Genomic DNA, 17,905 nt, shown 5'->3' with positions numbered 1-17,905 from the left:
CGGATCAAGCCGCCAGCAATTGCTTGCGGTCGACGCGTTCCTGCTGCGGCGAGCGGGCGTAGAGCTCGCGGTAACATTTGGAGAAATGCGAGGCGGAGACGAAGCCGCAGGCGACCGCCACCTCGACCACCGGCATCGACGACTGGATGAGCAGGTGCCGGGCGCGGTCGAGCCGGATCTCCAGATAGTAGCGGGCAGGGGACCGACCCATCTCGGTGCGGAACAGGCGCTCGATCTGCCGGCGGGAAAGATCGACATGGTCGGCGATCTCGATCAGCGACAGCGGCTCGGCAAGGTTGGCCTCCATCAGCTCGATGATGGTGAGCACCTTCGAGTTCTGGACGCCGAGGCGGGCGCGCAGCGGCAGGCGCTGGCGGTCGGTCGGGCTGCGCACGCGGTCGGTCAGCACCTGCTCGCAGACACGGTTGACGAGGCTCTCGTCGAAGTCGTCGCCGATCAGCTTCAGCATCATGTCGAGCGCGGCGGTGCCGCCGGCGCAGGTATAGATGTTCTGGTCGACCTCAAAGAGATCGGCAAAGACATTGGCTTTCGGGAAGGCCTCGGAAAAGCCCGGCAGGTTCTCCCAATGGATGGCGCAGCGCTTGTTGGAGAGCAGGCCGGCGGCGGCCAGGATGTGCGCGCCGGTGCACAGGCCGCCGACGGCGACGCCGCGATTATACTCTTCGCGCAACCAGGCGAAGGCGGACTTGTTCTGGTAGCGCTCGACATTGATGCCGCTGCAGACGATCGCCATGTTCGGCCGGTCCGGCCCGGCCATCTTCCTGCGCTCTTCCTCGAGCGAGGTGTTGACGGCGCACTCGACACCGTTCGAGGCGCGGACCGGCTTGCCGTCGATGCTTGCCAGGCGCCAGCTATAGGCCTCGTAACCGAGCATCCGGTTGGCCGAACGCAGCGGATCGAGCGCCGTCGCGAAGGCGATCATGGTGAAGTCGGGAATGAGGAAGAATACAAACGATCTCTTGATCGGGTGCTTTACGGCATTCACGGGGAAACCTCACGCGGCCATGACGCGAACAGGATGTCGCGAACAGCATAGCGACAACAGGAAAAACCATTCCTGTCAATCGGGTAGGCGGTTAGGTGAAGATTTAATTTGCGACACGGGTCGCAAATGGGCAATCCGTGCAACCGCAGGGCGTCCCTTCGCCGACGTCAGGACAACGCCCAAATGAAAACGCCGCCTCGGCAAGCCGGGCGGCGTTGAATTCAGTATGCCGAATTGTCTCAGGCGATAAAGCCGAGACGGGCAGCGGCCACGGCACCGGTCTGGCCAGGCATGGTCTTGGCGAGGCGCTGACGCTCCAAAGCGGTCGTCAGGTTCATTTCGCGGCGGGCAAACAGGCGGGCAAAGAGCTTCATCATCATCTCCATTGGTTGCTCAGACGGGTCGCCTTCGCTTAAGGAGTGGGGCAGCTCGTTTTTGCTGTGGGTGATATAAGCTCGCTTCAGCAAAAACTAAATCGCAAAAACGAAGCGCTTGATATGAAAAGCGACATGATTTGCGGCATTTTTGGGCAATGTGCCCACAATTTCATATTACTTACAGTGCTTTAGCTGACCTGTTAACCCGCTATGCGAGTGGTTCATATGCGTCATGCGGCAGTTGCATGGCTGGAAAAGTCGTTTGAATGCAAACAAAGGCCGTAAACAAACAAAAGGCCTGCCGAGCTGACGCGGCAGGCCTTCAGAACTCCATACACACTTGATTACTTCGCTCCGGCCCAGCTTCCGACACCGAGGCGCAAGCCACTCTTGGCATCCGCGGCTTCCGGCCAGCCGATATCCTTCTGCAGTTCGATCGGCAGCGCATGGATGGCGCGTTCGGTCTGGTAGCGGGCACGGGCCGCGCTGAATTCGGTCGCAAGCCGACCGATGGACGACAGGATAGACATTTCTCTCTCCTCTATGCGGGCAGGGAGGCGCCCGTCATTGCGTTAAATCAGGTCTGTTTCAGCTTCATTTCATGTCGATTGCAGGACTGTGTCAGGGTCGTTTCATGGCTGCTTTTGGCAGCATCCCGCATCGATTGAGTTGACTATGCGCCTTGACTGATGTTCAATCAAACGAAATGGAATGATGGATTGCATCAGAAAAATTGAAGGCAGGCTCCCATGAACGCCCCGCTCAATCATCCCTTGCCGCTGCTTGATCTCGATGTGTTGCGCACCTTCGTGGCGATCGCCGAGACCGGCAGCTTCACCACGGCCGCCAATGCGGTGTTCCGCACGCCCTCTGCCGTCTCCATGCAGATCAAGAAGCTGGAGGACATCCTCGGCCGGTCCGTCTTCGCGCGCGACGCGCGTTCGGTGACGCTGACCACGGATGGCGAGATGCTGCTCGGCTATGCGCGCCGGCTGTTGTCGATCAACCGCGAGGTGGTGTCGAAGTTCATCATCCCCGACATCGTCGGCGTGGTGCGGCTCGGCTCCCCCGACGATTATGGCGAGCGCGTGCTGCCGCATGTGCTGAAGCGCTTCGCGCAATCGCATCCTTCGATCGCCGTCGACGTCACCATCGACCAGAGCATCAATCTGCGCCGGCGCATGGACGACCGCGCGCTCGACATCACGCTGCTCACCAATTCCTACAAGGCCAGCGCGATCGGCGCGGAGGTGCTCTTGACCGAGCCGATCGTATGGGCGGGCGCCAAGGGCGGCTGCGCGCATCTGCGCGAACCCTTGCCGGTATCTTTGTGGGAGGAGGGCTGCGCCTGGCGGGCCGGGGCCCTGGAAGCGCTTGGACGCGAGGGCCGCAATTACCGCATCGCCTATATGAGCGCCCACACGGCCGGCCAGCGCGCCGCTATCATGGCGGACCTTGCGGTGGCGCCGCTGCCGAAGTCTTTCCTCGGCGACGAGATGGTCTCGCTGGGCGCCAAGGACGGCATGCCCGAGATCGGCACCTACAATCTCGCCATGGTGGTGGCGCCCGACGCTAGCGCGCCGGTGAAGGCCGTGGCCGACCATATTCGGGCGACGTTCGAACTGTTCCGCGAGACCGGCAAGTTCTGAGCTATTCGGCCGCGGGCGCAGGGCGGGCTGCGAGGGCAGCCCTTGTCCTGCGTCGCGCCCGAGCACGCCGCGGTGCCGGCAGGCTGAGAAAGTCGACGATGCTGTCGCGCGCGCGGCGCGCCTCAGGCATCTCGATCAGCGGCCAGACATGGAACATACCCTCCTCATAGACGACGTCGACCTCGACCCCGGCGGCGCGTGCGCGTTCGGCGAAGATCAGATTGTCGGGGCTGAGCAGATCGCGCGAGCCGGTGAGCAACAGCGTCTTCGGCAGCACCGAGAGGTCGCCGTAGAGCGGGCTGATGTGCCAATCGGAGCGTTCGAAGCCGGCGCTGTAGAGGCGGATCGCCTCCAGCCCGCCCGGAATGCCGAGCCAGGGATCGTCGCGCTCGGCCTCGAACACTTCCGGATTGGACAGCGACATGTCGAGGCCGGGCGAGATGAGCACGTGACGCGACGGCGAGGGCAGGCCATCCTCGGCAGCCATCATGGTCAGCACGACCGCCATGTTGCCGCCGGCGGAATCGCCCATGAAGACGATGTCCTCGGCGTCGGTCCCCTCGAGCATGCGCCGGTAGACGTCGCCGACCATGCCGAACATGTCATGGAAATCGTGCTCGGGCGCGATGGGATAGATCGGCACGGTGACGCCGAAACCGAGACGCTCGGCCATCTCGGCGATCAGCCCCCAGTGATAGGAGGTGATCTGAAAAACATAGGCGCCGCCATGCATGTAGAGGATGCGCCGGCGTTCGCCCGCCTTCGGGGCGATCTCATAGACGGGAAAGCCGTCGATTTCGGTCTCGGTGATGTCCAGCCGTGCCATGTGCAAGGCTGGCGGATGATAGTCCTCGGTCTTGCGGGCGTAGGCGATCCAACGCTGCAGGTTCTCGGGACTGGAAAACGCCTTCTTGCGACTGTGCCGCAGAACGAACGAAACGAGATGGCTTTTCAAACTGGGCATGCGGATACACGGACTTCGGCAGAGCCGACTAAGAGAATTCCCCCGCTCTGCGAAGATTGTACCTCAGTTTGAAATGTCAAGGAATCACGCCGGCACATCGGCGTGATCCGATGGCGCCAGTTTCTTGTTTGAGCAATTCCGGACGGAAGGCTACGGCAAGTGGCCGAGCCTAACCGCGTCACACTTTTCCTGGAATTGCTCTAGCGCCGCTTCGGCAGCAGCGCCGCGCGCAATTTGTTGTCGGCGGTCGCCGAGGCCGTGTTCGGGCCCCGGCGCTTGCCGAGCAGCTTGCACTTGTCGGCGAAGGTCATCAGCGCGGCGTGCCCAGAAGCAGCTTGTGAAGGGCAGCCTGCGGGTCGCTCGGCGGCGAGGCCGGCCAGCCGATATCCTTCTGGACATGCGCCAGCAGGCTGTTCAGTTCGCGGATCGCCTTGTTGCGTGAATGGGCCTGCCTGATGGTGACACCGAAGCGGCTGAGATTTCCGAACATCGACATTTTCTTCTCCCTTGAAGAGCGGCGGCGGCCGAGGATCGTCCGCGGCCGCCGTTCGATGCCGGCTAAATCGCTCACGCATGTATCGGATCGATTTCGCGAAAACAGCGTTTCGGTATCCGGATCGCGCGGATCCGGAAACATTTGCATACAAATGAATTGAGCGGGCCGACGTGTCGGCTCCGGCCCGAATAGCTGTTATCGGCGGTTGACAGAGGCGGGCGGCTGCATTGTTATTGTGCAATGCGGCGTGGGGGTATGTGCACCGCAGCATGATGCGATACGGGTCAGGGCATCGTGACGAGCATACATAGTATTCAATATCTGCGCGGCCTCGCCGCGTGCGCGGTCGTTTGCTTTCATATCAGCGAGCAGTTCGGCGGTCCGTTCGACGTCGGAGCAGCCGGCGTCGACGTCTTCTTCGTCATCAGCGGCTTCATCATGTGGGTGACGACGGCCGGCCGACCGGCTGATCCCTGGCGTTTCATGGGGCGCCGGATCACCCGCATCGTGCCTCTCTACTGGATCGTCACGCTGCTGACTGCGGCGGGCATCCTGCTCAAGCCGCAATTCTTCTACGGCCATTTCTTCAGTGTCCCGAATTTTCTGGGCTCACTGTTCTTCGTACCGGTCCTGCAGGAGGGCGCGCTGCATCCCATCGTCATACAGGGTTGGACGCTCTGCTATGAGATGATGTTCTATCTCGTTTTCACGCTGGTCCTGTTCCTGGGCGAGCGTTGGCGGTTCGGCGTTCTCGTGGGCGCGCTTGTCGCCATCGTTGCGCTGCATTTCGTCTTTCCCGCCGGATATGCGCATGCCTTCACCGATCCGGTCGTGATCGAGTTCGCGGCCGGTGTCGCTGTGGGTCGCTTGTGGTTGCAGGGCGCCAGGCTGCCGCTCCTGGTGGCGCTGGCGATGGTCGGCGCGGGATTCCTTCTGCTTGCGGCTGGCCCGCTGTTCGATGCCGATTTGCCTCGGGCCTTACGCTGGGGTCTTCCGGCCGCATTGATCGTGGCGGGCGCGGTTTTTGCCGAGCGGGCGCGGCCGTTCAAGCCGGCGGCCTTGCCTAACTTTCTCGGCGACGCGTCCTATTCGATCTATCTGTGGCATGTCGTGGTCGGCGTCCTGACGACTGGCGTCGTCTTGAGAATCGGAATCCCCGCGGCCTTGCAGCCGGCGACGATCCTGGTCGCCACGCTTGCGCTCTCGGCGATGCTCTATCTGATCGTCGAAAAGCCATTGATCACGCTGTTGCACCCGCAACGTCCCAAGAGCGCCGTGAAGGCAAGAAGCGCCGCGGCCGCAGGGGCCGCGGAATAAGGCCGAAAAACTTGAACTTGCCCTAGGCTAGTCGCGGCCACGCCGTGCCGCGCGTTCCTCGCGCGAACGCCGGCGCGGGGTGGCATCGCCTGCGGCGCCATCCTCGCTCATCGCCTTGCGCGGCGGCAGCTTTACGGCCGCTGCCAGCTTGGGGAAGGGATCGACCTTGTTCGGCAGCGCCATGGCATAGACGAAGTGCTCCTGGAACTTCGGCTCCAGCGCCGTCTCGATCTTCTCGATCCTGCTCACGGTATCCTCGATCTCGCGGCGGTAGCCGCGATTGAGCAGCGCCATGCGCGCACCGGCGCCGGCGGCGTTGCCGACGGCCGAGACCTTGTCGAGGTCGCAGTCCGGGATCAGGCCGAGCACCATGGCGTATTTCGGATCGATGAAGGAGCCGAAGGCGCCGGCGAAATGGATGCGGTCGACATGCTCGGTGTGCTGCTTTTCCATCAGAAGCTTGGTGCCGGCATAAAGCGCCGCCTTGGCAAGCTGGATGGCGCGGACGTCGTTCTGGGTGATCGTGATCTTTGGCTCGCCCTCCTTCAGCACGTAAGAGAAGGTGCGGCCGTTGGGCACGATGCGTGGCGAGCGCATGCTGAGCGATCCGTCGACGACGCCGTCCTCGGAAATGATGCCCGACAAATACATCTCGGCGATCACTTCGATGATGCCCGAACCGCAAATGCCGGTGACGCCGGTCGCCTGCACGCTTTCGGCGAAGCCCGGCTGATCGGACCACAGTTCCGAGCCGATGACGCGATAGCGTGGTTCCAACGAGTCCGGGTCGATGCGCACGCGCTCGATGGCGCCAGGCGCCGCGCGCTGGCCGCCGGAGATTTCCGCGCCCTCGAAGGCCGGGCCGGTGGGGGAGGAGGCCGCCACCACGCGCGTAGAATTGCCGAGCACGATCTCGGCATTGGTGCCGACATCGACGATCAGCATCATCTCGTCCTGGCGATGCGGGCCTTCCGACAAGGTGACGGCGGCAGCATCAGCGCCGACATGGCCGGCGATGCAGGGCAGCATGTAGAGGCGGGCGCCCTGGTTGAGCTTCAGGCCGATGTCGGAAGCCTTGATGCGCACCGCGCCGGAGACGGCGAGCGCGAAGGGCGCGCCGCCGAGCTCGGTCGGATCGATGCCGAGGAACAGATGGTGCATGATCGGATTGCCGACGAAGACGGAATCCAGGATGTCGGCGCGCTGGACATTGCCTTCGGCACAGACCTTGTCGACGAGGCCGGAAACCGCCTCGCGCACGGCAACCGTCATGCCCTCGCGGCCGTCCGGATTCATCATCACATAGGAGACGCGGCTCATCAGATCCTCGCCGAAGCGGATCTGCGGATTGGACGTGCCGGATGATGCGGCGACGCGGCCCGAGAGCAGCGACACCAGATGCATGGCGATCGTGGTCGAGCCGATGTCGCAGGCAAGGCCATAGGCTTCGTTCTTCAGGCCAGGCCACAGCGCGATGACACGCGCGATGTCGCTGTCGGCATCCTTATGGATGGCGGCGGTGGCCGTCCAGTTGCCCTTGCGCAGGATGCCCTGCACCTGCGGCAGCAGATAGAAGTCGAATTCGAGGTTCTTGAGGCCCCAGTCCTTCATCAGGGCGATCTTGAGCCGGTCGAGGTCGCCGAGCGGCTTGTGCATGTCGGGCTCTTCGATCTCGACATAGCACATGCGGATCGCCGTATCGCGGGCGATCACCCTGGTGTCGGCTTCCTTGCGGATGGTCTGGGCGTTGATGACCGTATCCTGCGGCACGTCGACGACGAGGTCGCCGAGGATCTGCGCCGAGCAGGAGAGGCGACGCCGCTCGGGCAGGCCGCGCACGCGCTCGTAGCGCTCTTCCTTGGCGCCCTTGGGCGAGATGTGGTCGTTGGACGAGACGATCTTGTGCTTGGCGAAATTGCCTTCCTGCACCTCGATCTGGCAGCGCCCGCAAGTGGCACGGCCGCCGCACACGCTTTCGACATAGACGCCGAGCTGGCGCGCGGCATCGAGCACCGGCGTTCCGACGGGGAACCGGCCGCGCTTGCCCGACGGCATGAACAGGACGAGCGGATCGGTGATGTTGGGAGGAGGATTCATGCTGGCACGTGTCTCGATGGCAATTGCCGATGCCGTTTAACGGATCGTTTTACTATTGGGCGGAGAGTCCGTTGGTCCAGGGGCCAACCATGTCGGATCTGCTGCTCTCCGCCATCTTCACCGCGTTCACCATGGTGCGCGTGATCAAGGGCTCGTGGCTGCGCAATCCGCAATACCTCGCCACCGGGATTGTCGGCGCGATCGTCGGCGCGCTGCTGCTGCACGCGTACTGGCCCGCCTATGACGATGATTTCATCGTCGGCGGCGTGACGGGCATCTTCGGATCGTGGGCGGGAATGGCGCTGTTCGACGCCATATTGGGCGTGGCCTGAACGCAAAGCAGAGCTGTCCGAACGCATCCGCGATGCGATCGGACCAGCCTTGTTTGCGGTGCGGCTCACGATTGCGCGCTTACCCCCTGGCCATCCGGGCTTCACGGCCGCCGCGGCGACGGCCGCCGGCAGCAGCGGCGCCGTCACCGGGAGTGGTTACAGCCGCCGGGGCCGCGACAGCATGGCCGCCTTCGGCCGGCTTGTAATCCTTATAGGTGCGGATCCAGTTGGTGCAGTTCTCGTCGGTGCCGTTGAGCACATTGGCGCCGCGCACGGCTTCCATTTCCTGCGGACGGACCGGGTTCATGATGGCGCTCGTCATGCCGGCGCCGATCACCATCGGGATGAAGGCGGCGTTGATGCCGTGACGGTGCGGCAGGCCGAAGGAGATGTTGGAGAGGCCGCAGGTGGTGTTGACCTTGAGCTCCTCGCGGAGTCGCCGCAGCAGCGCGAACACCTGGCGTCCGGCATCGCCCAGCGCGCCGATCGGCATCACCAGCGGGTCGACGACGACGTCATGGGAAGGAATGCCGTGGTCGGCGCAGCGCTCGACGATCTTCTTGGCCACGGCGAAGCGGACGTCCGGGTCCATCGAGATGCCGGTCTCGTCGTTGGAGATGGCGACGACCGGGACGTTGTATTTCTTGACCAGCGGCAGGATGGCCTCGAGCTTTTCTTCCTCGCCGGTGACGGAGTTGACCAGCGGGCGGCCCTTGGCGACCCTCAGTCCGGCCTCGATCGCGGCGGTGACGGAAGAGTCGATCGACAGCGGCAGATCGACCAGTCCCTGCACGATCTCCAGCGTCTGAATCAGCAGGCCCGGCTCCGTCTCATTCGGATTGACCGAAGTCACGCCGGCATTGACGTCGAGCATGGTGGCGCCGCAGGCGGCCTGCTCCAGAGCGTCCTTGATGACGGTCTCGAAGTTGCCGGCCACCATCTCGGCGGCAAGCTTCTTGCGGCCGGTCGGGTTGATGCGTTCGCCGATCACGCAGAAGGGCTGATCGAAGCCGATGACGATTTCTCGGGTCGCCGAGGCGACGATGGTGCGGGTCATGCGATCTCTCCGTCGGGATATAAAGAGTTCTTTATATCGTTATCTGATTTGGTTCAAGCGAATGCGTGCCGGTCGCGCCCTGGACTCTCAGTAAATGCATGTCGTTGTCCCAAAACTGGTTCCCGGTTTTGGGTGACATACATCAGTGCGCGGTCTTCACCATATCCACCTGGGTTTCGGTAATCTCGTCGTGCAGTATGTGGTCGAGCCGCTGCGCAACGATCTGGTCGTCGCGGCGGATCTCCCGTTTCCAGGGCTGGCGGCCTTTCAGCACGCCGGATTCATCGACGATCTCGGCGACATATTCTTCCTGGCGGTAGGCCATCACATGGATGCCGGCGACGCCCGGGATTTCCTTCACCTCGTTGATGATGTCGATGCAGAGCTGCTTGCCTTCCTTCTTCTGGTCCTGCGCGCCTTCCAGCCGCTTGATCACCGCATCGGGGATGTGGATACCCGGCACGTTGGAGCGGATCCACTTCGCCGTCTTGGCGGAGGCGAGCGGGCCAACGCCGCAGAGCAGGAAGAGCTTTTCGGTGTGGCCGAGGTCGCGAGCCTTCTGCATGAAGGTTTTGAACATCGGCACGTCGAAGCAGTACTGAGTCTGCGCGAATTGCGCGCCCGCGGCGATCTTCTTGCCGAGATGGATCGGGCGGAAGTCGTAGGGCGGCGCGAAGGGATTGACCGCGCAACCGAGGAAAACCTGCGGCGGCGTCGTCAGCTTGCGGCCGGACAGGAACTTGCCGTTGTCGCGCATGATGCGGATGGTTTCGAGCAGCGACATGGAATCGAGGTCGAACACCGGCTTGGCGCCGGGCTGGTCGCCGGCCTGCACGCCGTCGCCGGTGAGGCACAGCATGTTGGCGACGCCCATCGCGGCGCCCCCCAGAACGTCGCCCTGGATGGCGATGCGGTTCTTGTCGCGGCAGGCGATCTGCATGATCGGTGCATAGCCCATGCGGGTGAGCAGCGCGCAGATGCCGACCGAGGACATGTGGCAGTTGGCGCCCGAGGCGTCGACCGCGTTGATGGCGTCGACCCAGCCGTCGAAGATCTTGGCGCGGTTGTAGACGTCTTCGGGATCGGCGCTGTCTGGCGGGTTAAGCTCGGTGGTCACGGCGAACTCGCCGCGGCGCAGCACGCGCTCCAGCCGGCCGCGCGAGGTGTGGCCGGGCAGGGGATCGAGCGGCAGGTGGATGCCGGCCGGGTTCTCGTCACGCTGAAGCGCGGTCATGCCGAAGCTCCAGGGTTCTGTGCCGTTTCACGCGCGGCGGCGGCCTGCGCGGTCACTCTCAGCCATGCCGAGGTTTCGCGCAGCGACTGATCGACCGGCTTCTGCACGGTCAGGATCTTGTCGCCATGCACCATGTTGCGCGAACCTTCCCAGGCCTTGACCCAGACGCAGGGCATATCCGGCTCGACCTCGCAATTGCCGTTGGCGCGCACGCCGCCGCACGGGCCATTGCGCAATTGCTTGGGGCAGTTCATCGGGCACGACATGCCGGTGGAGGAGAGCACGCACTGACCGCACATGCGGCAGTCGAACATGAAGCCCTTGACGCGCTTCTCGACGAATTTCACCGGGGCTTCGACACGGCCGTAGCCGATGCCCTTCCACAGAGGGTGCAGGAGCAGGAAGGCGTCGGCGAACCGGCTATAGAACCATTCGAGCAATCGCGAGTGCCGGATGGACCAGAGTCGGACGGCAAAAGTGCGCTGGACGCGGCGCTGCGGCGACACGTCGGCAGGCTTGTAGTCGGATTTCGGTGCTGCCTTCTTGACCAATGTGGCCTGGGTAACAGCCGGCTGCTTCTCAGACATTTTCTTTCCCGCCAGCCTTGACCAGAGCGACCAGCCGCTCGCGGTCATATTTCGCGTCGAGTTCCTGATAGGCCTTCTCGACCTCGGCCTCGATGTCGTCGCCGACCGGAACGGGGTCGGCCTTGCGCCATTCCGCCAGATAATCATCGGTGCCGCCGGCGCCGGTACGCATGGCGCACATGTCGATCGCCTCGGTGAAGCGCAGCGGCAGCTCGCGCTTGGCGTTCTGCCGGCCCTTCTTGACGATGACCTGGGCAGGGATGTCGCGCCAATAGACGACGATCAGATCGGCCATGAAACTCTTGCTCCTTGATGCTGCGAGCATTGCCGCAAGCGCCATGGGGCCGCTTGTTATGGGACGACGCGCGCGCCTTCAAAAGCGACGCTGGCGGAGGTCGCAAACGGGAGGACGGGCAATTCCGGATCGTACGTGGATGCGGCGCACCAAGGCTTGGTGTGTAGAAGCCGAGACACGACGATGTTCTGGAATAGGCTTGAAGGAATCAGTCGTGCCAAAAGCGTTGTGACGCGGCAAGCCGGCTCAGCCTACGCAATGCCTTCGGTGGGGATTTCGCCCATTCCATGAACCTGTCCCAATCCGCCACGGGAATTGTTATCATGCGTCCGTTCTGTGGCTCTGTTTCGGCGGCGTCAAATGCGATGGGCGTTGAAGGAACTTCGTTGGACATCTGCAAATCCCGCTTTTGACAGATGGAATAGCTGAATATCTATGTGCAGGGAACGGTATCTACCAGACGCGCTTGGTCAGGCCGGTCCAGAGATAGAACCAGATCGTCGGGTGATACCACTGCTTCGACGGCAGGCCGGGATCGATCGTTTCCAGTTTGCCGGCCAGCGCATTGCCGACAGCTTCGGCGCAGATATCACGCGAAAAGGCTGCCTGGCGCAGCGCATAGCTGGCGATCGTGTCGCCCGTCTTGGGCCTGCCGCGCGCCTGCTTCAGCACGCCGCCGGTGTCGACGCCGGCATCGACCAGATGGACGGTTGTGCCGAAATTCCCTTGATCGCCGGAGGCCAGCGCCCAGTAGCCGCCATTCATGCCGCGATATTTTGGCGCGACGCCTGCATGGTAGTTGAGCACCGGGCACGGCATCTTGGCCAGCGTATCCTTCGACAGCAGCCTGCAGCCGGCCAGCAGGACAACGCCCGGTTCGATGCTCGCGATTTCCTTCAGGCATTCCGGCCCGTTGGCTGAAGGCACATGGAGGATCGTCTGGCCTTGCCGCGGATCGGTGTCGAGCTTCTCCTCGGCGATCAGCCGCTCGGCGTGGCTGGCCAGGAAGCGCTTGCCGAGCCTGGTCAGCACCATCGTGCCGAGCTGGCCGATGGCCGAGACCCAGCCCTGGCGCCGCGCACGGCCGATCAGCAAACGCTTTTTGGATTCAGGGTTTTCAAGGACGACGCTGACGGGGCCGACGCGATCGGCGACGGCGTTGACGATGGCCCAGATATGCGGGCCACCTTCGGTGACGACCACGATCGGTCGCGTGCTCGATTCCGACGTCGCCATGGCAGCACCCACTCTGAAAACGGGCGCATGCTATGCGGTGCGGGTTAATCCTTGGTGTGGCCTGCCGTCAGGCGTCGGCCGGTTCGGTTCAGCGCTTGAATTCCATGATGTCGAGCTTCGATTCGTAATAGGGCGCGGGGAATTCGATCCGCCATTCGGTGGCGCTGTTGCGGAAGGCGTAGCCCACCTGGTCGCTTTCGGGGCCGCTGCCATAGGGCTTGGCCTTGTCGTCATTGACCGAGAACGAGCCGAGATAGATGGCGCGTTTCTTGCCATCGTCGAAGAAGCGGCCGGTGGTACGTTGCGAGCCGCTGATCTTGGCGAGCCGCCAGCCGGAGCCGTCGTCGGTCACCTTGCACTTGAACCAGCCATAGATGACGAGCGGGCTGATGCCGCCTGCCTTGATGGTGCGGCACTTCCAGTTGCCGGTGAGGTCCTTGTCGGAAAAGGCGACAAGCGGCTTGGCGAGCAATTCGTCCAGTTGCTTGACCTCCGACGGATTGCCGGCCTTTGCCTCCTCGAGAGCCGCCTTGCGCGTTTCGCCATACTTATCCAGTCGTCCCTTGTCGGCGGCGGTGATCAGCTTTTGCACCTCGCCGTCGGCATGGGCAGGCAAAGTAAGGGCAATGAGGCCGATGACGGCAAAAAGCAGGCGAGGGGTCATCAAATCGTTTCCTCAAATCGATGGCTGGAACAGTTCTTTTCGTCACTGGCGCACAACTTACCGGTTCGCGCTCGCCTGTCATCCGTGCTTTACAGCGTGAGCTTGGAAAATGTCGGTTGATCGATGCGGATATTGCTCACAGGATCGTCCGGATGGCTGGGCAGCGCGCTTCAGCCAAGGCTCGAAGCGCTCGGCCATCAAGTTATCGGCCTTGATCCGGTTGCCTCGGCGCGCACGCAGATCGTCGGCTCGATCGCGGACCGCGAGCTGGTCTTCGGAACTGTCCGCGACAATCGAATCGAGGCCGTCATTCACAGCGGCGCGCTGCACAAACCGAACATCGAGCATTTCGAGAATACGGATTTCATCGCAACCAATGTGCAAGGGACGCTGAACCTACTCGACGCGGCCGTGGGTTGCGGCGTGTCGCGCTTCGTCTTCACCTCGACGACGTCGCTGATGATCTCGCAGGCGATCCGCGCCGGTTTCCGGGGCGGCGCGCGCAAGGCCGCCTGGCTGACGGAAGAGATGTCGCCGGAGCCTCGCAACATCTATGGCGTGACGAAGCTTTCCGCCGAGCATCTGTGCCGTCTTTACAACCTTCAGCATGGACTGCCGGTGGTGGTGCTGCGCACCGCGCGCTTCTTTCCCGAGGCCGACGACATGGCGCATGCGATCGAGCAATCGGACGCCAACACCAAGGCCAACGAATTGCTGTTCCGGCGGCTGACGGTGGAGGATGCGGCCGAGGCCCATGTCGCGGCGTTGGAGAAGGCGCCGAGCCTGGGCTTCGACGTTTTCATCGTCTCGGCGCCGACGCTGTTCAGACCGGAGGATTGCATCGAATTGATCGCCGACGCGCCGTCCGTCGTCGCACGCTATTTCCCGGATTATCCGCGCCTTTATACCAGGAAAGGTTGGACGATGTTTTCGTCGATCGACCGCGTCTACGATCCGTCGCGGGCAAGGGAGAAGCTGGGCTTCGGCTGCAGGACCAGCTTCGCCGATGTGCTTGCCGCGCTGGAGGCCTGAAGGCCGGTCTTCTCAGGCAGTGCTCTGTGCCGCCTGCGCCAGTTCGCTGGTCAGGTCGCCATAGCCGGTCGAGCGGCGCTCATAGACGAGGCCGAGCATGGCAGCGGCTTTCTCGGCGACCTTGTCGAGCTCCGGATCGTCGGTCTGGGCGAGATAGATCAGCTTCTCGTAGTTGCCGAAATAATCCTTGATCAGCTCGGGATGCCGGTCGAGGCCGAGCGGCTTGATGAAGAAGGAGTCGAACTGACGGCAGAGGAAGTCGGTCATGTAGAACGACATCATGTCGTCGTCAGCGACCTTCGCGTAGGCGTCCATGCCCTGGTAGAAGGCAAAGCAATGCGGGCCGGCCATGCGCTCGACACCATGCTTCTCGATGACGCGGTCGAGCAGGCCGCCGGTGCCGCAGTCGGCATAGCCGACGAAGATGTGCTGGTAGCCTTCCGCCTTGGCTTTCTCGATCGCCTTGTCCATCGCGGGCGCGATGCGGTCCGGATAGAAATGGAACTCGGCCGGCAGACAGGTCAGCTCGAGATGGTCGAGCTTTAGCTGTTGCTTGACGGCCAAAACTTCGCGCGCAATCATCCCGCAGGCGATGACGAGCAGCCTGTCTGTTTGATTCGGTTCCGTTTTTTGCGTCTTGACCAAGTCGGGCCGGCTTTCGCTGCGGGGCTTAATATCTGTCGAGGGAGACACCGTCCATGAAACTGCTACGCATCGCGCCGATCGCCATCCTGGCCTGCGCGCTTGCACTCACCGCCTGCGCCAACACCATCCGGGGCGTCGGCAAGGACGTCAAATCGACGGCACGAGCGGTCAAAGATACTGTCAACTGATCGACAGCCTCACCTCTCATCTGGGAACAAAAAAGCCGCGCTGCAAGGCGCGGCTTTTTCTTCTCGGTCCATCCTGATGCCCTGTGCCAGGCTGAAGCGGGGTCAGGCGGAAGCGCGAACGTTGTGCTTGCGCTTCATGAAATCCTTGGCCGTCTCGACCGCAACCGCGGCGTCGCGGCAATAGGCGTCGGCGCCGACGGCCTTGCCGAATTCCTCGTTGAGCGGCGCGCCGCCGACCAGCACGACATAATCGTCGCGGATGCCCTTTTCCTTCATCGTGTCGATGACGACCTTCATATAGGGCATGGTGGTGGTCAGCAGTGCTGACATGCCGATGATGTCGGGCTGGTGCTGCTCGATCGCATCGAGATATTTCTCGACCGCGTTGTTGATGCCGAGGTCGATGACGTCGAAGCCGGCGCCTTCCATCATCATGCCGACGAGGTTCTTGCCGATGTCGTGGATGTCGCCCTTGACGGTGCCGATCACCATCTTGCCCTGCTTCGGCGCGCCGGTGGCGGCGAGCAGCGGACGCAGGATGGCCATGCCGGCCTTCATGGCGTTGGCCGAGAGCAGCACTTCCGGCACGAACAGGATGCCGTCGCGGAAGTCCTCGCCGACGATGCGCATGCCTTCGACCAGCGCTTCGGTCAGCACCTTGTAAGGCGCCCAATTGCGCTCCAGAAGGATATGAGTGCCTTCCTCGATCTCTTCCTTCAGACCATCATAGAGGTCGTCATGCATCTGCTGCACGAGCTCGTCGTCGGAAAGCTCGGAAAGGATGATCTCGTCGTCGGACATTTTCTCGGGCTCCTTGCTGCTCGGAGTGACTGCGGCAGCCTAAAAATCGATGCGCCAATACCTAACCCGCGAGGGCAAGCTAGCCATAGCTGATTTGCGACTTCCCGCAAAAGGAAAGCGACTGAAAAATTAGCGCTTTTCTTGTCGATTTTGCGACAGGCGTTGGCGCTGGCTGGCCGTTTCCAATAGGGTGCATGGCTACGATCCAGGCGAGAAGCGGCAGCGACGGGCCGCAAGCCAGTTCAGGCCAGATTTATAGGAAGAACGATCATGAGCGATAACGCGGCAGTCGAGCAGGAAGCGTCAGGCGGACGGCGTGGACGCGGCGCGAGCGGCGGCGCGGCGGCGCGCCGGGCGGCCCGTTCGGGCGGCGGTCCGGGCACGCAGCTCACCTACATCAAGCGTAAGATCAATGTGTACGAGGTCCTCAACGAGGAAGGCCTGGCGCTGATCGAGAAGAACACCGACACGGTGCTGGAAGAAACCGGCATCATCTTCCGCGACGACGCCGAGGCGCTGGCGCTGTGGAAAGAGGCAGGCGCCGACGTCAAGGGCGAGCGCGTGCATTTCCCCAAGGGGCTCTGCCGCTCGCTGCTCAAGACCGCGCCTTCCATCTACACCCAGCATGCGCGCAACCCGGAGCGCTCGGTGCAGATCGGCGGCAATGCGACCGTGTTCGCGCCGGTCTACGGCCCGCCCTTCGTGCGTGATCTCGACGGTAACCGCCGCTACGCGACCATCGAGGATTTCCAGAATTTCGTGAAGCTCGCCTATATGGCGCCGTCGATCCACCACTCGGGCGGCACGGTGTGCGAACCGGTCGACGTGCCGGTCAACAAGCGCCACCTCGACATGATCTACGCGCATATCCGCTACTCGGATAAGCCGTTCATGGGTTCGGTGACGGCGCCGGAGCGGGCCGAGGACACGGTGGCTATGGCCAAGCTCGTGTTCGGCGACGACTTCGTCGAGAACAACACGGTGCTGACCAGCTTGATCAACGCCAACTCGCCGATGGTGTTCGACGAGACCATGCTTGGCGCGCTGAAAGTCTATTCGCGTCACAACCAGGCCTGCATCGTCACGCCCTTCATCCTGGCCGGCGCGATGAGCCCGGTGACGGTCGCCGGCACGTTGACGCAGGTGCTGGCCGAGGTGCTCGCCGGCGCCTCGTTCACGCAGTTGATCAAGCCAGGCGCGCCGGTGCTGTTCGGCACCTTCGCCTCGTCGATCTCGATGCAGTCCGGCGCGCCGACCTTCGGCACGCCCGAGCCGTCGCTGGTCTCCTATGGTGCCGCGCAGCTCGCCCGGCGGCTCGGCCTGCCGTTCCGCACCGGCGGCTCGCTCTGCGCCTCGAAGATCCCGGATGCGCAGGCGGCCTATGAGAGCGCCAACACGCTCAACTCGACGATCCTTGCCGGCACCAATTTCGTGCTGCATTCGGCGGGCTGGCTCGAGGGCGGTCTCGCCTCCTGCTATGAAAAATTCATGATGGACATCGACCAGCTCGGCATGCAGCAGAAGTTCTGCGAAGGCGTCGACTTGTCGGAAAACAGCCAGGCGATGGATGCGATCCGCCAGGTCGGTCCGGGCAGCCATTATCTCGGCTGCGACCACACCCAGGCGAATTTCCAGACGGCCTTCTACCGCTCCAACATCGCCGACAACAATTCCTACGAGCAGTGGCTGGCCGAAGGCGAGAAGACCGCGCCGCAGCGCGCCAACGAGCTTGCCCGCCGCTGGCTGGAGAGCTACGAGGCGCCGCATCTCGATCCGGCCATTGACGAGGCGCTAAAGGACTTCATCGCCAAGAAGAAGGGCTCGATGGCCGACGCCTTCACGTGAAAGGAGCCCGAATCAGGCCGGGCTAAAGTCGCCAACATCATTCACAAGGAAGTCTGGCGGAGCGCGTTCTCCGACCCGGACCG

The 17,905-nt window shown here is 62.9% G+C and carries 20 protein-coding genes; 6 read left to right on the top strand and 14 right to left on the bottom strand.

Going from position 1 to position 17,905, the window contains the following annotated elements; all coding sequences use genetic code 11:
- Positions 1 to 4 precede the first annotated feature (4 nt).
- The 3 genes from RFM41_RS16620 to RFM41_RS16610 all read right to left on the bottom strand — a co-directional run bounded on the left by RFM41_RS16620 (position 5) and on the right by RFM41_RS16610 (position 1,913).
- Positions 5 to 943, bottom strand: coding sequence for a GlxA family transcriptional regulator (locus tag RFM41_RS16620; RefSeq protein ID WP_412177120.1), 939 nt, complete (start codon positions 941 to 943; stop codon positions 5 to 7).
- Between the two features lie 302 nt (positions 944 to 1,245).
- A complete protein-coding gene (locus RFM41_RS16615; RefSeq protein ID WP_112099240.1) occupies positions 1,246 to 1,380 on the bottom strand; it encodes a hypothetical protein in 135 nt (44 codons plus the stop codon).
- A 347-nt stretch (positions 1,381 to 1,727) separates the two neighbouring features.
- Positions 1,728 to 1,913 carry a hypothetical protein gene (locus RFM41_RS16610; RefSeq protein WP_217569058.1) on the bottom strand — a complete coding sequence of 62 codons (186 nt, stop codon included), beginning with the start codon at positions 1,911 to 1,913 and terminating at the stop codon, positions 1,728 to 1,730.
- Positions 1,914 to 2,132: 219 nt separating this feature from the next.
- Here RFM41_RS16610 and RFM41_RS16605 point away from each other — a divergent pair, with 219 nt between their 5' ends.
- A complete protein-coding gene (locus tag RFM41_RS16605; RefSeq protein WP_320248351.1) occupies positions 2,133 to 3,032 on the top strand; it encodes a LysR substrate-binding domain-containing protein in 900 nt (299 codons plus the stop codon).
- Between the two features lies 1 nt (position 3,033).
- Here the strand turns inward: RFM41_RS16605 and RFM41_RS16600 are convergent, their stop codons facing one another.
- Together RFM41_RS16600 and RFM41_RS16595 are read right to left on the bottom strand one after the other, a co-directional pair.
- Complete coding sequence (locus tag RFM41_RS16600; protein ID WP_320248354.1) at positions 3,034 to 3,996, bottom strand: alpha/beta hydrolase; 963 nt, start codon at positions 3,994 to 3,996, stop codon at positions 3,034 to 3,036.
- A gap of 310 nt (positions 3,997 to 4,306) precedes the next feature.
- Positions 4,307 to 4,492, bottom strand: coding sequence for a hypothetical protein (locus RFM41_RS16595; protein ID WP_320248355.1), 186 nt, complete (start codon positions 4,490 to 4,492; stop codon positions 4,307 to 4,309).
- Between the two features lie 294 nt (positions 4,493 to 4,786).
- On the opposite strand from RFM41_RS16595, the gene RFM41_RS16590 reads away from it, so the two are divergent.
- The gene (locus RFM41_RS16590; protein ID WP_320248356.1) at positions 4,787 to 5,809 is read left to right on the top strand and encodes an acyltransferase family protein; all 1,023 of its coding nucleotides are present in this window, start codon (positions 4,787 to 4,789) and stop codon (positions 5,807 to 5,809) included.
- 27 nt (positions 5,810 to 5,836) lie between these two features.
- Here the strand turns inward: RFM41_RS16590 and RFM41_RS16585 are convergent, their stop codons facing one another.
- Positions 5,837 to 7,906 (bottom strand): ASKHA domain-containing protein, encoded by a 2,070-nt coding sequence (locus RFM41_RS16585; protein WP_320248358.1) that lies wholly within the window; start codon positions 7,904 to 7,906, stop codon positions 5,837 to 5,839.
- An 89-nt stretch (positions 7,907 to 7,995) separates the two neighbouring features.
- On the opposite strand from RFM41_RS16585, the gene RFM41_RS16580 reads away from it, so the two are divergent.
- Positions 7,996 to 8,238, top strand: coding sequence for a hypothetical protein (locus RFM41_RS16580; protein ID WP_320248360.1), 243 nt, complete (start codon positions 7,996 to 7,998; stop codon positions 8,236 to 8,238).
- A 79-nt stretch (positions 8,239 to 8,317) separates the two neighbouring features.
- Here the strand turns inward: RFM41_RS16580 and RFM41_RS16575 are convergent, their stop codons facing one another.
- The 6 genes from RFM41_RS16575 to RFM41_RS16550 all read right to left on the bottom strand — a co-directional run bounded on the left by RFM41_RS16575 (position 8,318) and on the right by RFM41_RS16550 (position 13,311).
- Positions 8,318 to 9,295 (bottom strand): methyltetrahydrofolate cobalamin methyltransferase, encoded by a 978-nt coding sequence (locus RFM41_RS16575; protein ID WP_320248361.1) that lies wholly within the window; start codon positions 9,293 to 9,295, stop codon positions 8,318 to 8,320.
- A gap of 142 nt (positions 9,296 to 9,437) precedes the next feature.
- On the bottom strand, positions 9,438 to 10,529 hold the full coding sequence (locus RFM41_RS16570; RefSeq protein WP_320248363.1) for a methylenetetrahydrofolate reductase: 1,092 nt from the start codon (positions 10,527 to 10,529) through the stop codon (positions 9,438 to 9,440).
- Complete coding sequence (locus RFM41_RS16565) at positions 10,526 to 11,116, bottom strand: methylenetetrahydrofolate reductase C-terminal domain-containing protein (protein WP_189343108.1); 591 nt, start codon at positions 11,114 to 11,116, stop codon at positions 10,526 to 10,528. Before RFM41_RS16565 ends, RFM41_RS16570 begins: the two co-directional genes overlap by 4 nt.
- Complete coding sequence (locus RFM41_RS16560; RefSeq protein ID WP_041003951.1) at positions 11,109 to 11,411, bottom strand: virulence factor; 303 nt, start codon at positions 11,409 to 11,411, stop codon at positions 11,109 to 11,111. The genes RFM41_RS16565 and RFM41_RS16560 overlap by 8 nt, the downstream gene beginning before the upstream one ends.
- A gap of 453 nt (positions 11,412 to 11,864) precedes the next feature.
- Positions 11,865 to 12,647: a formyl transferase gene (locus RFM41_RS16555; protein ID WP_320248368.1), complete on the bottom strand. Its 783-nt coding sequence runs from the start codon at positions 12,645 to 12,647 to the stop codon at positions 11,865 to 11,867.
- Between the two features lie 88 nt (positions 12,648 to 12,735).
- Positions 12,736 to 13,311, bottom strand: coding sequence for a DUF4893 domain-containing protein (locus tag RFM41_RS16550; RefSeq protein ID WP_320248370.1), 576 nt, complete (start codon positions 13,309 to 13,311; stop codon positions 12,736 to 12,738).
- 123 nt (positions 13,312 to 13,434) lie between these two features.
- On the opposite strand from RFM41_RS16550, the gene RFM41_RS16545 reads away from it, so the two are divergent.
- Positions 13,435 to 14,343: an NAD-dependent epimerase/dehydratase family protein gene (locus tag RFM41_RS16545; protein ID WP_320248372.1), complete on the top strand. Its 909-nt coding sequence runs from the start codon at positions 13,435 to 13,437 to the stop codon at positions 14,341 to 14,343.
- 12 nt (positions 14,344 to 14,355) lie between these two features.
- Here the strand turns inward: RFM41_RS16545 and RFM41_RS16540 are convergent, their stop codons facing one another.
- The gene (locus RFM41_RS16540; protein ID WP_320248373.1) at positions 14,356 to 14,988 is read right to left on the bottom strand and encodes a DUF1638 domain-containing protein; all 633 of its coding nucleotides are present in this window, start codon (positions 14,986 to 14,988) and stop codon (positions 14,356 to 14,358) included.
- A 53-nt stretch (positions 14,989 to 15,041) separates the two neighbouring features.
- Here RFM41_RS16540 and RFM41_RS16535 point away from each other — a divergent pair, with 53 nt between their 5' ends.
- On the top strand, positions 15,042 to 15,176 hold the full coding sequence (locus tag RFM41_RS16535) for an entericidin A/B family lipoprotein (protein ID WP_041003961.1): 135 nt from the start codon (positions 15,042 to 15,044) through the stop codon (positions 15,174 to 15,176).
- 102 nt (positions 15,177 to 15,278) lie between these two features.
- On the opposite strand, the gene RFM41_RS16530 is transcribed toward RFM41_RS16535, so the two are convergent.
- Entirely contained in the window at positions 15,279 to 15,977 is a 699-nt protein-coding gene (locus RFM41_RS16530; protein ID WP_320248376.1) for a cobalamin B12-binding domain-containing protein, read from the bottom strand.
- 270 nt (positions 15,978 to 16,247) lie between these two features.
- Here RFM41_RS16530 and RFM41_RS16525 point away from each other — a divergent pair, with 270 nt between their 5' ends.
- Positions 16,248 to 17,822 carry a trimethylamine methyltransferase family protein gene (locus tag RFM41_RS16525; protein WP_320248378.1) on the top strand — a complete coding sequence of 525 codons (1,575 nt, stop codon included), beginning with the start codon at positions 16,248 to 16,250 and terminating at the stop codon, positions 17,820 to 17,822.
- The last annotated feature ends 83 nt before the right edge of the window (positions 17,823 to 17,905 follow it).

This window comes from Mesorhizobium vachelliae, assembly GCF_033977325.1.
Lineage (GTDB): Bacteria > Pseudomonadota > Alphaproteobacteria > Rhizobiales > Rhizobiaceae > Mesorhizobium > Mesorhizobium vachelliae.
This window is presented reverse-complemented; position numbering and strand designations above follow the sequence as displayed.

Excerpts from the sequence above, each read along its gene's own strand:
- RFM41_RS16525 (WP_320248378.1), top strand. The coding sequence starts at position 16,248 with ATGAGCGATAACGCGGCAGTCGAGCAGGAAGCGTCAGGCGGACGGCGT.
- RFM41_RS16605 (WP_320248351.1), top strand. The coding sequence starts at position 2,133 with ATGAACGCCCCGCTCAATCATCCCTTGCCGCTGCTTGATCTCGATGTG.
- RFM41_RS16555 (WP_320248368.1), bottom strand. The coding sequence starts at position 12,647 with ATGGCGACGTCGGAATCGAGCACGCGACCGATCGTGGTCGTCACCGAA.
- RFM41_RS16615 (WP_112099240.1), bottom strand. The coding sequence starts at position 1,380 with ATGAAGCTCTTTGCCCGCCTGTTTGCCCGCCGCGAAATGAACCTGACG.
- RFM41_RS16580 (WP_320248360.1), top strand. The coding sequence starts at position 7,996 with ATGTCGGATCTGCTGCTCTCCGCCATCTTCACCGCGTTCACCATGGTG.
- RFM41_RS16560 (WP_041003951.1), bottom strand. The coding sequence starts at position 11,411 with ATGGCCGATCTGATCGTCGTCTATTGGCGCGACATCCCTGCCCAGGTC.
- RFM41_RS16530 (WP_320248376.1), bottom strand. The coding sequence starts at position 15,977 with ATGTCCGACGACGAGATCATCCTTTCCGAGCTTTCCGACGACGAGCTC.
- RFM41_RS16550 (WP_320248370.1), bottom strand. The coding sequence starts at position 13,311 with ATGACCCCTCGCCTGCTTTTTGCCGTCATCGGCCTCATTGCCCTTACT.
- RFM41_RS16570 (WP_320248363.1), bottom strand. The coding sequence starts at position 10,529 with ATGACCGCGCTTCAGCGTGACGAGAACCCGGCCGGCATCCACCTGCCG.
- RFM41_RS16610 (WP_217569058.1), bottom strand. The coding sequence starts at position 1,913 with ATGTCTATCCTGTCGTCCATCGGTCGGCTTGCGACCGAATTCAGCGCG.
- RFM41_RS16565 (WP_189343108.1), bottom strand. The coding sequence starts at position 11,116 with ATGTCTGAGAAGCAGCCGGCTGTTACCCAGGCCACATTGGTCAAGAAG.
- RFM41_RS16585 (WP_320248358.1), bottom strand. The coding sequence starts at position 7,906 with ATGAATCCTCCTCCCAACATCACCGATCCGCTCGTCCTGTTCATGCCG.
- RFM41_RS16545 (WP_320248372.1), top strand. The coding sequence starts at position 13,435 with ATGCGGATATTGCTCACAGGATCGTCCGGATGGCTGGGCAGCGCGCTT.
- RFM41_RS16575 (WP_320248361.1), bottom strand. The coding sequence starts at position 9,295 with ATGACCCGCACCATCGTCGCCTCGGCGACCCGAGAAATCGTCATCGGC.
- RFM41_RS16535 (WP_041003961.1), top strand. The coding sequence starts at position 15,042 with ATGAAACTGCTACGCATCGCGCCGATCGCCATCCTGGCCTGCGCGCTT.
- RFM41_RS16600 (WP_320248354.1), bottom strand. The coding sequence starts at position 3,996 with ATGCCCAGTTTGAAAAGCCATCTCGTTTCGTTCGTTCTGCGGCACAGT.
- RFM41_RS16620 (WP_412177120.1), bottom strand. The coding sequence starts at position 943 with ATGATCGCCTTCGCGACGGCGCTCGATCCGCTGCGTTCGGCCAACCGG.
- RFM41_RS16595 (WP_320248355.1), bottom strand. The coding sequence starts at position 4,492 with ATGTCGATGTTCGGAAATCTCAGCCGCTTCGGTGTCACCATCAGGCAG.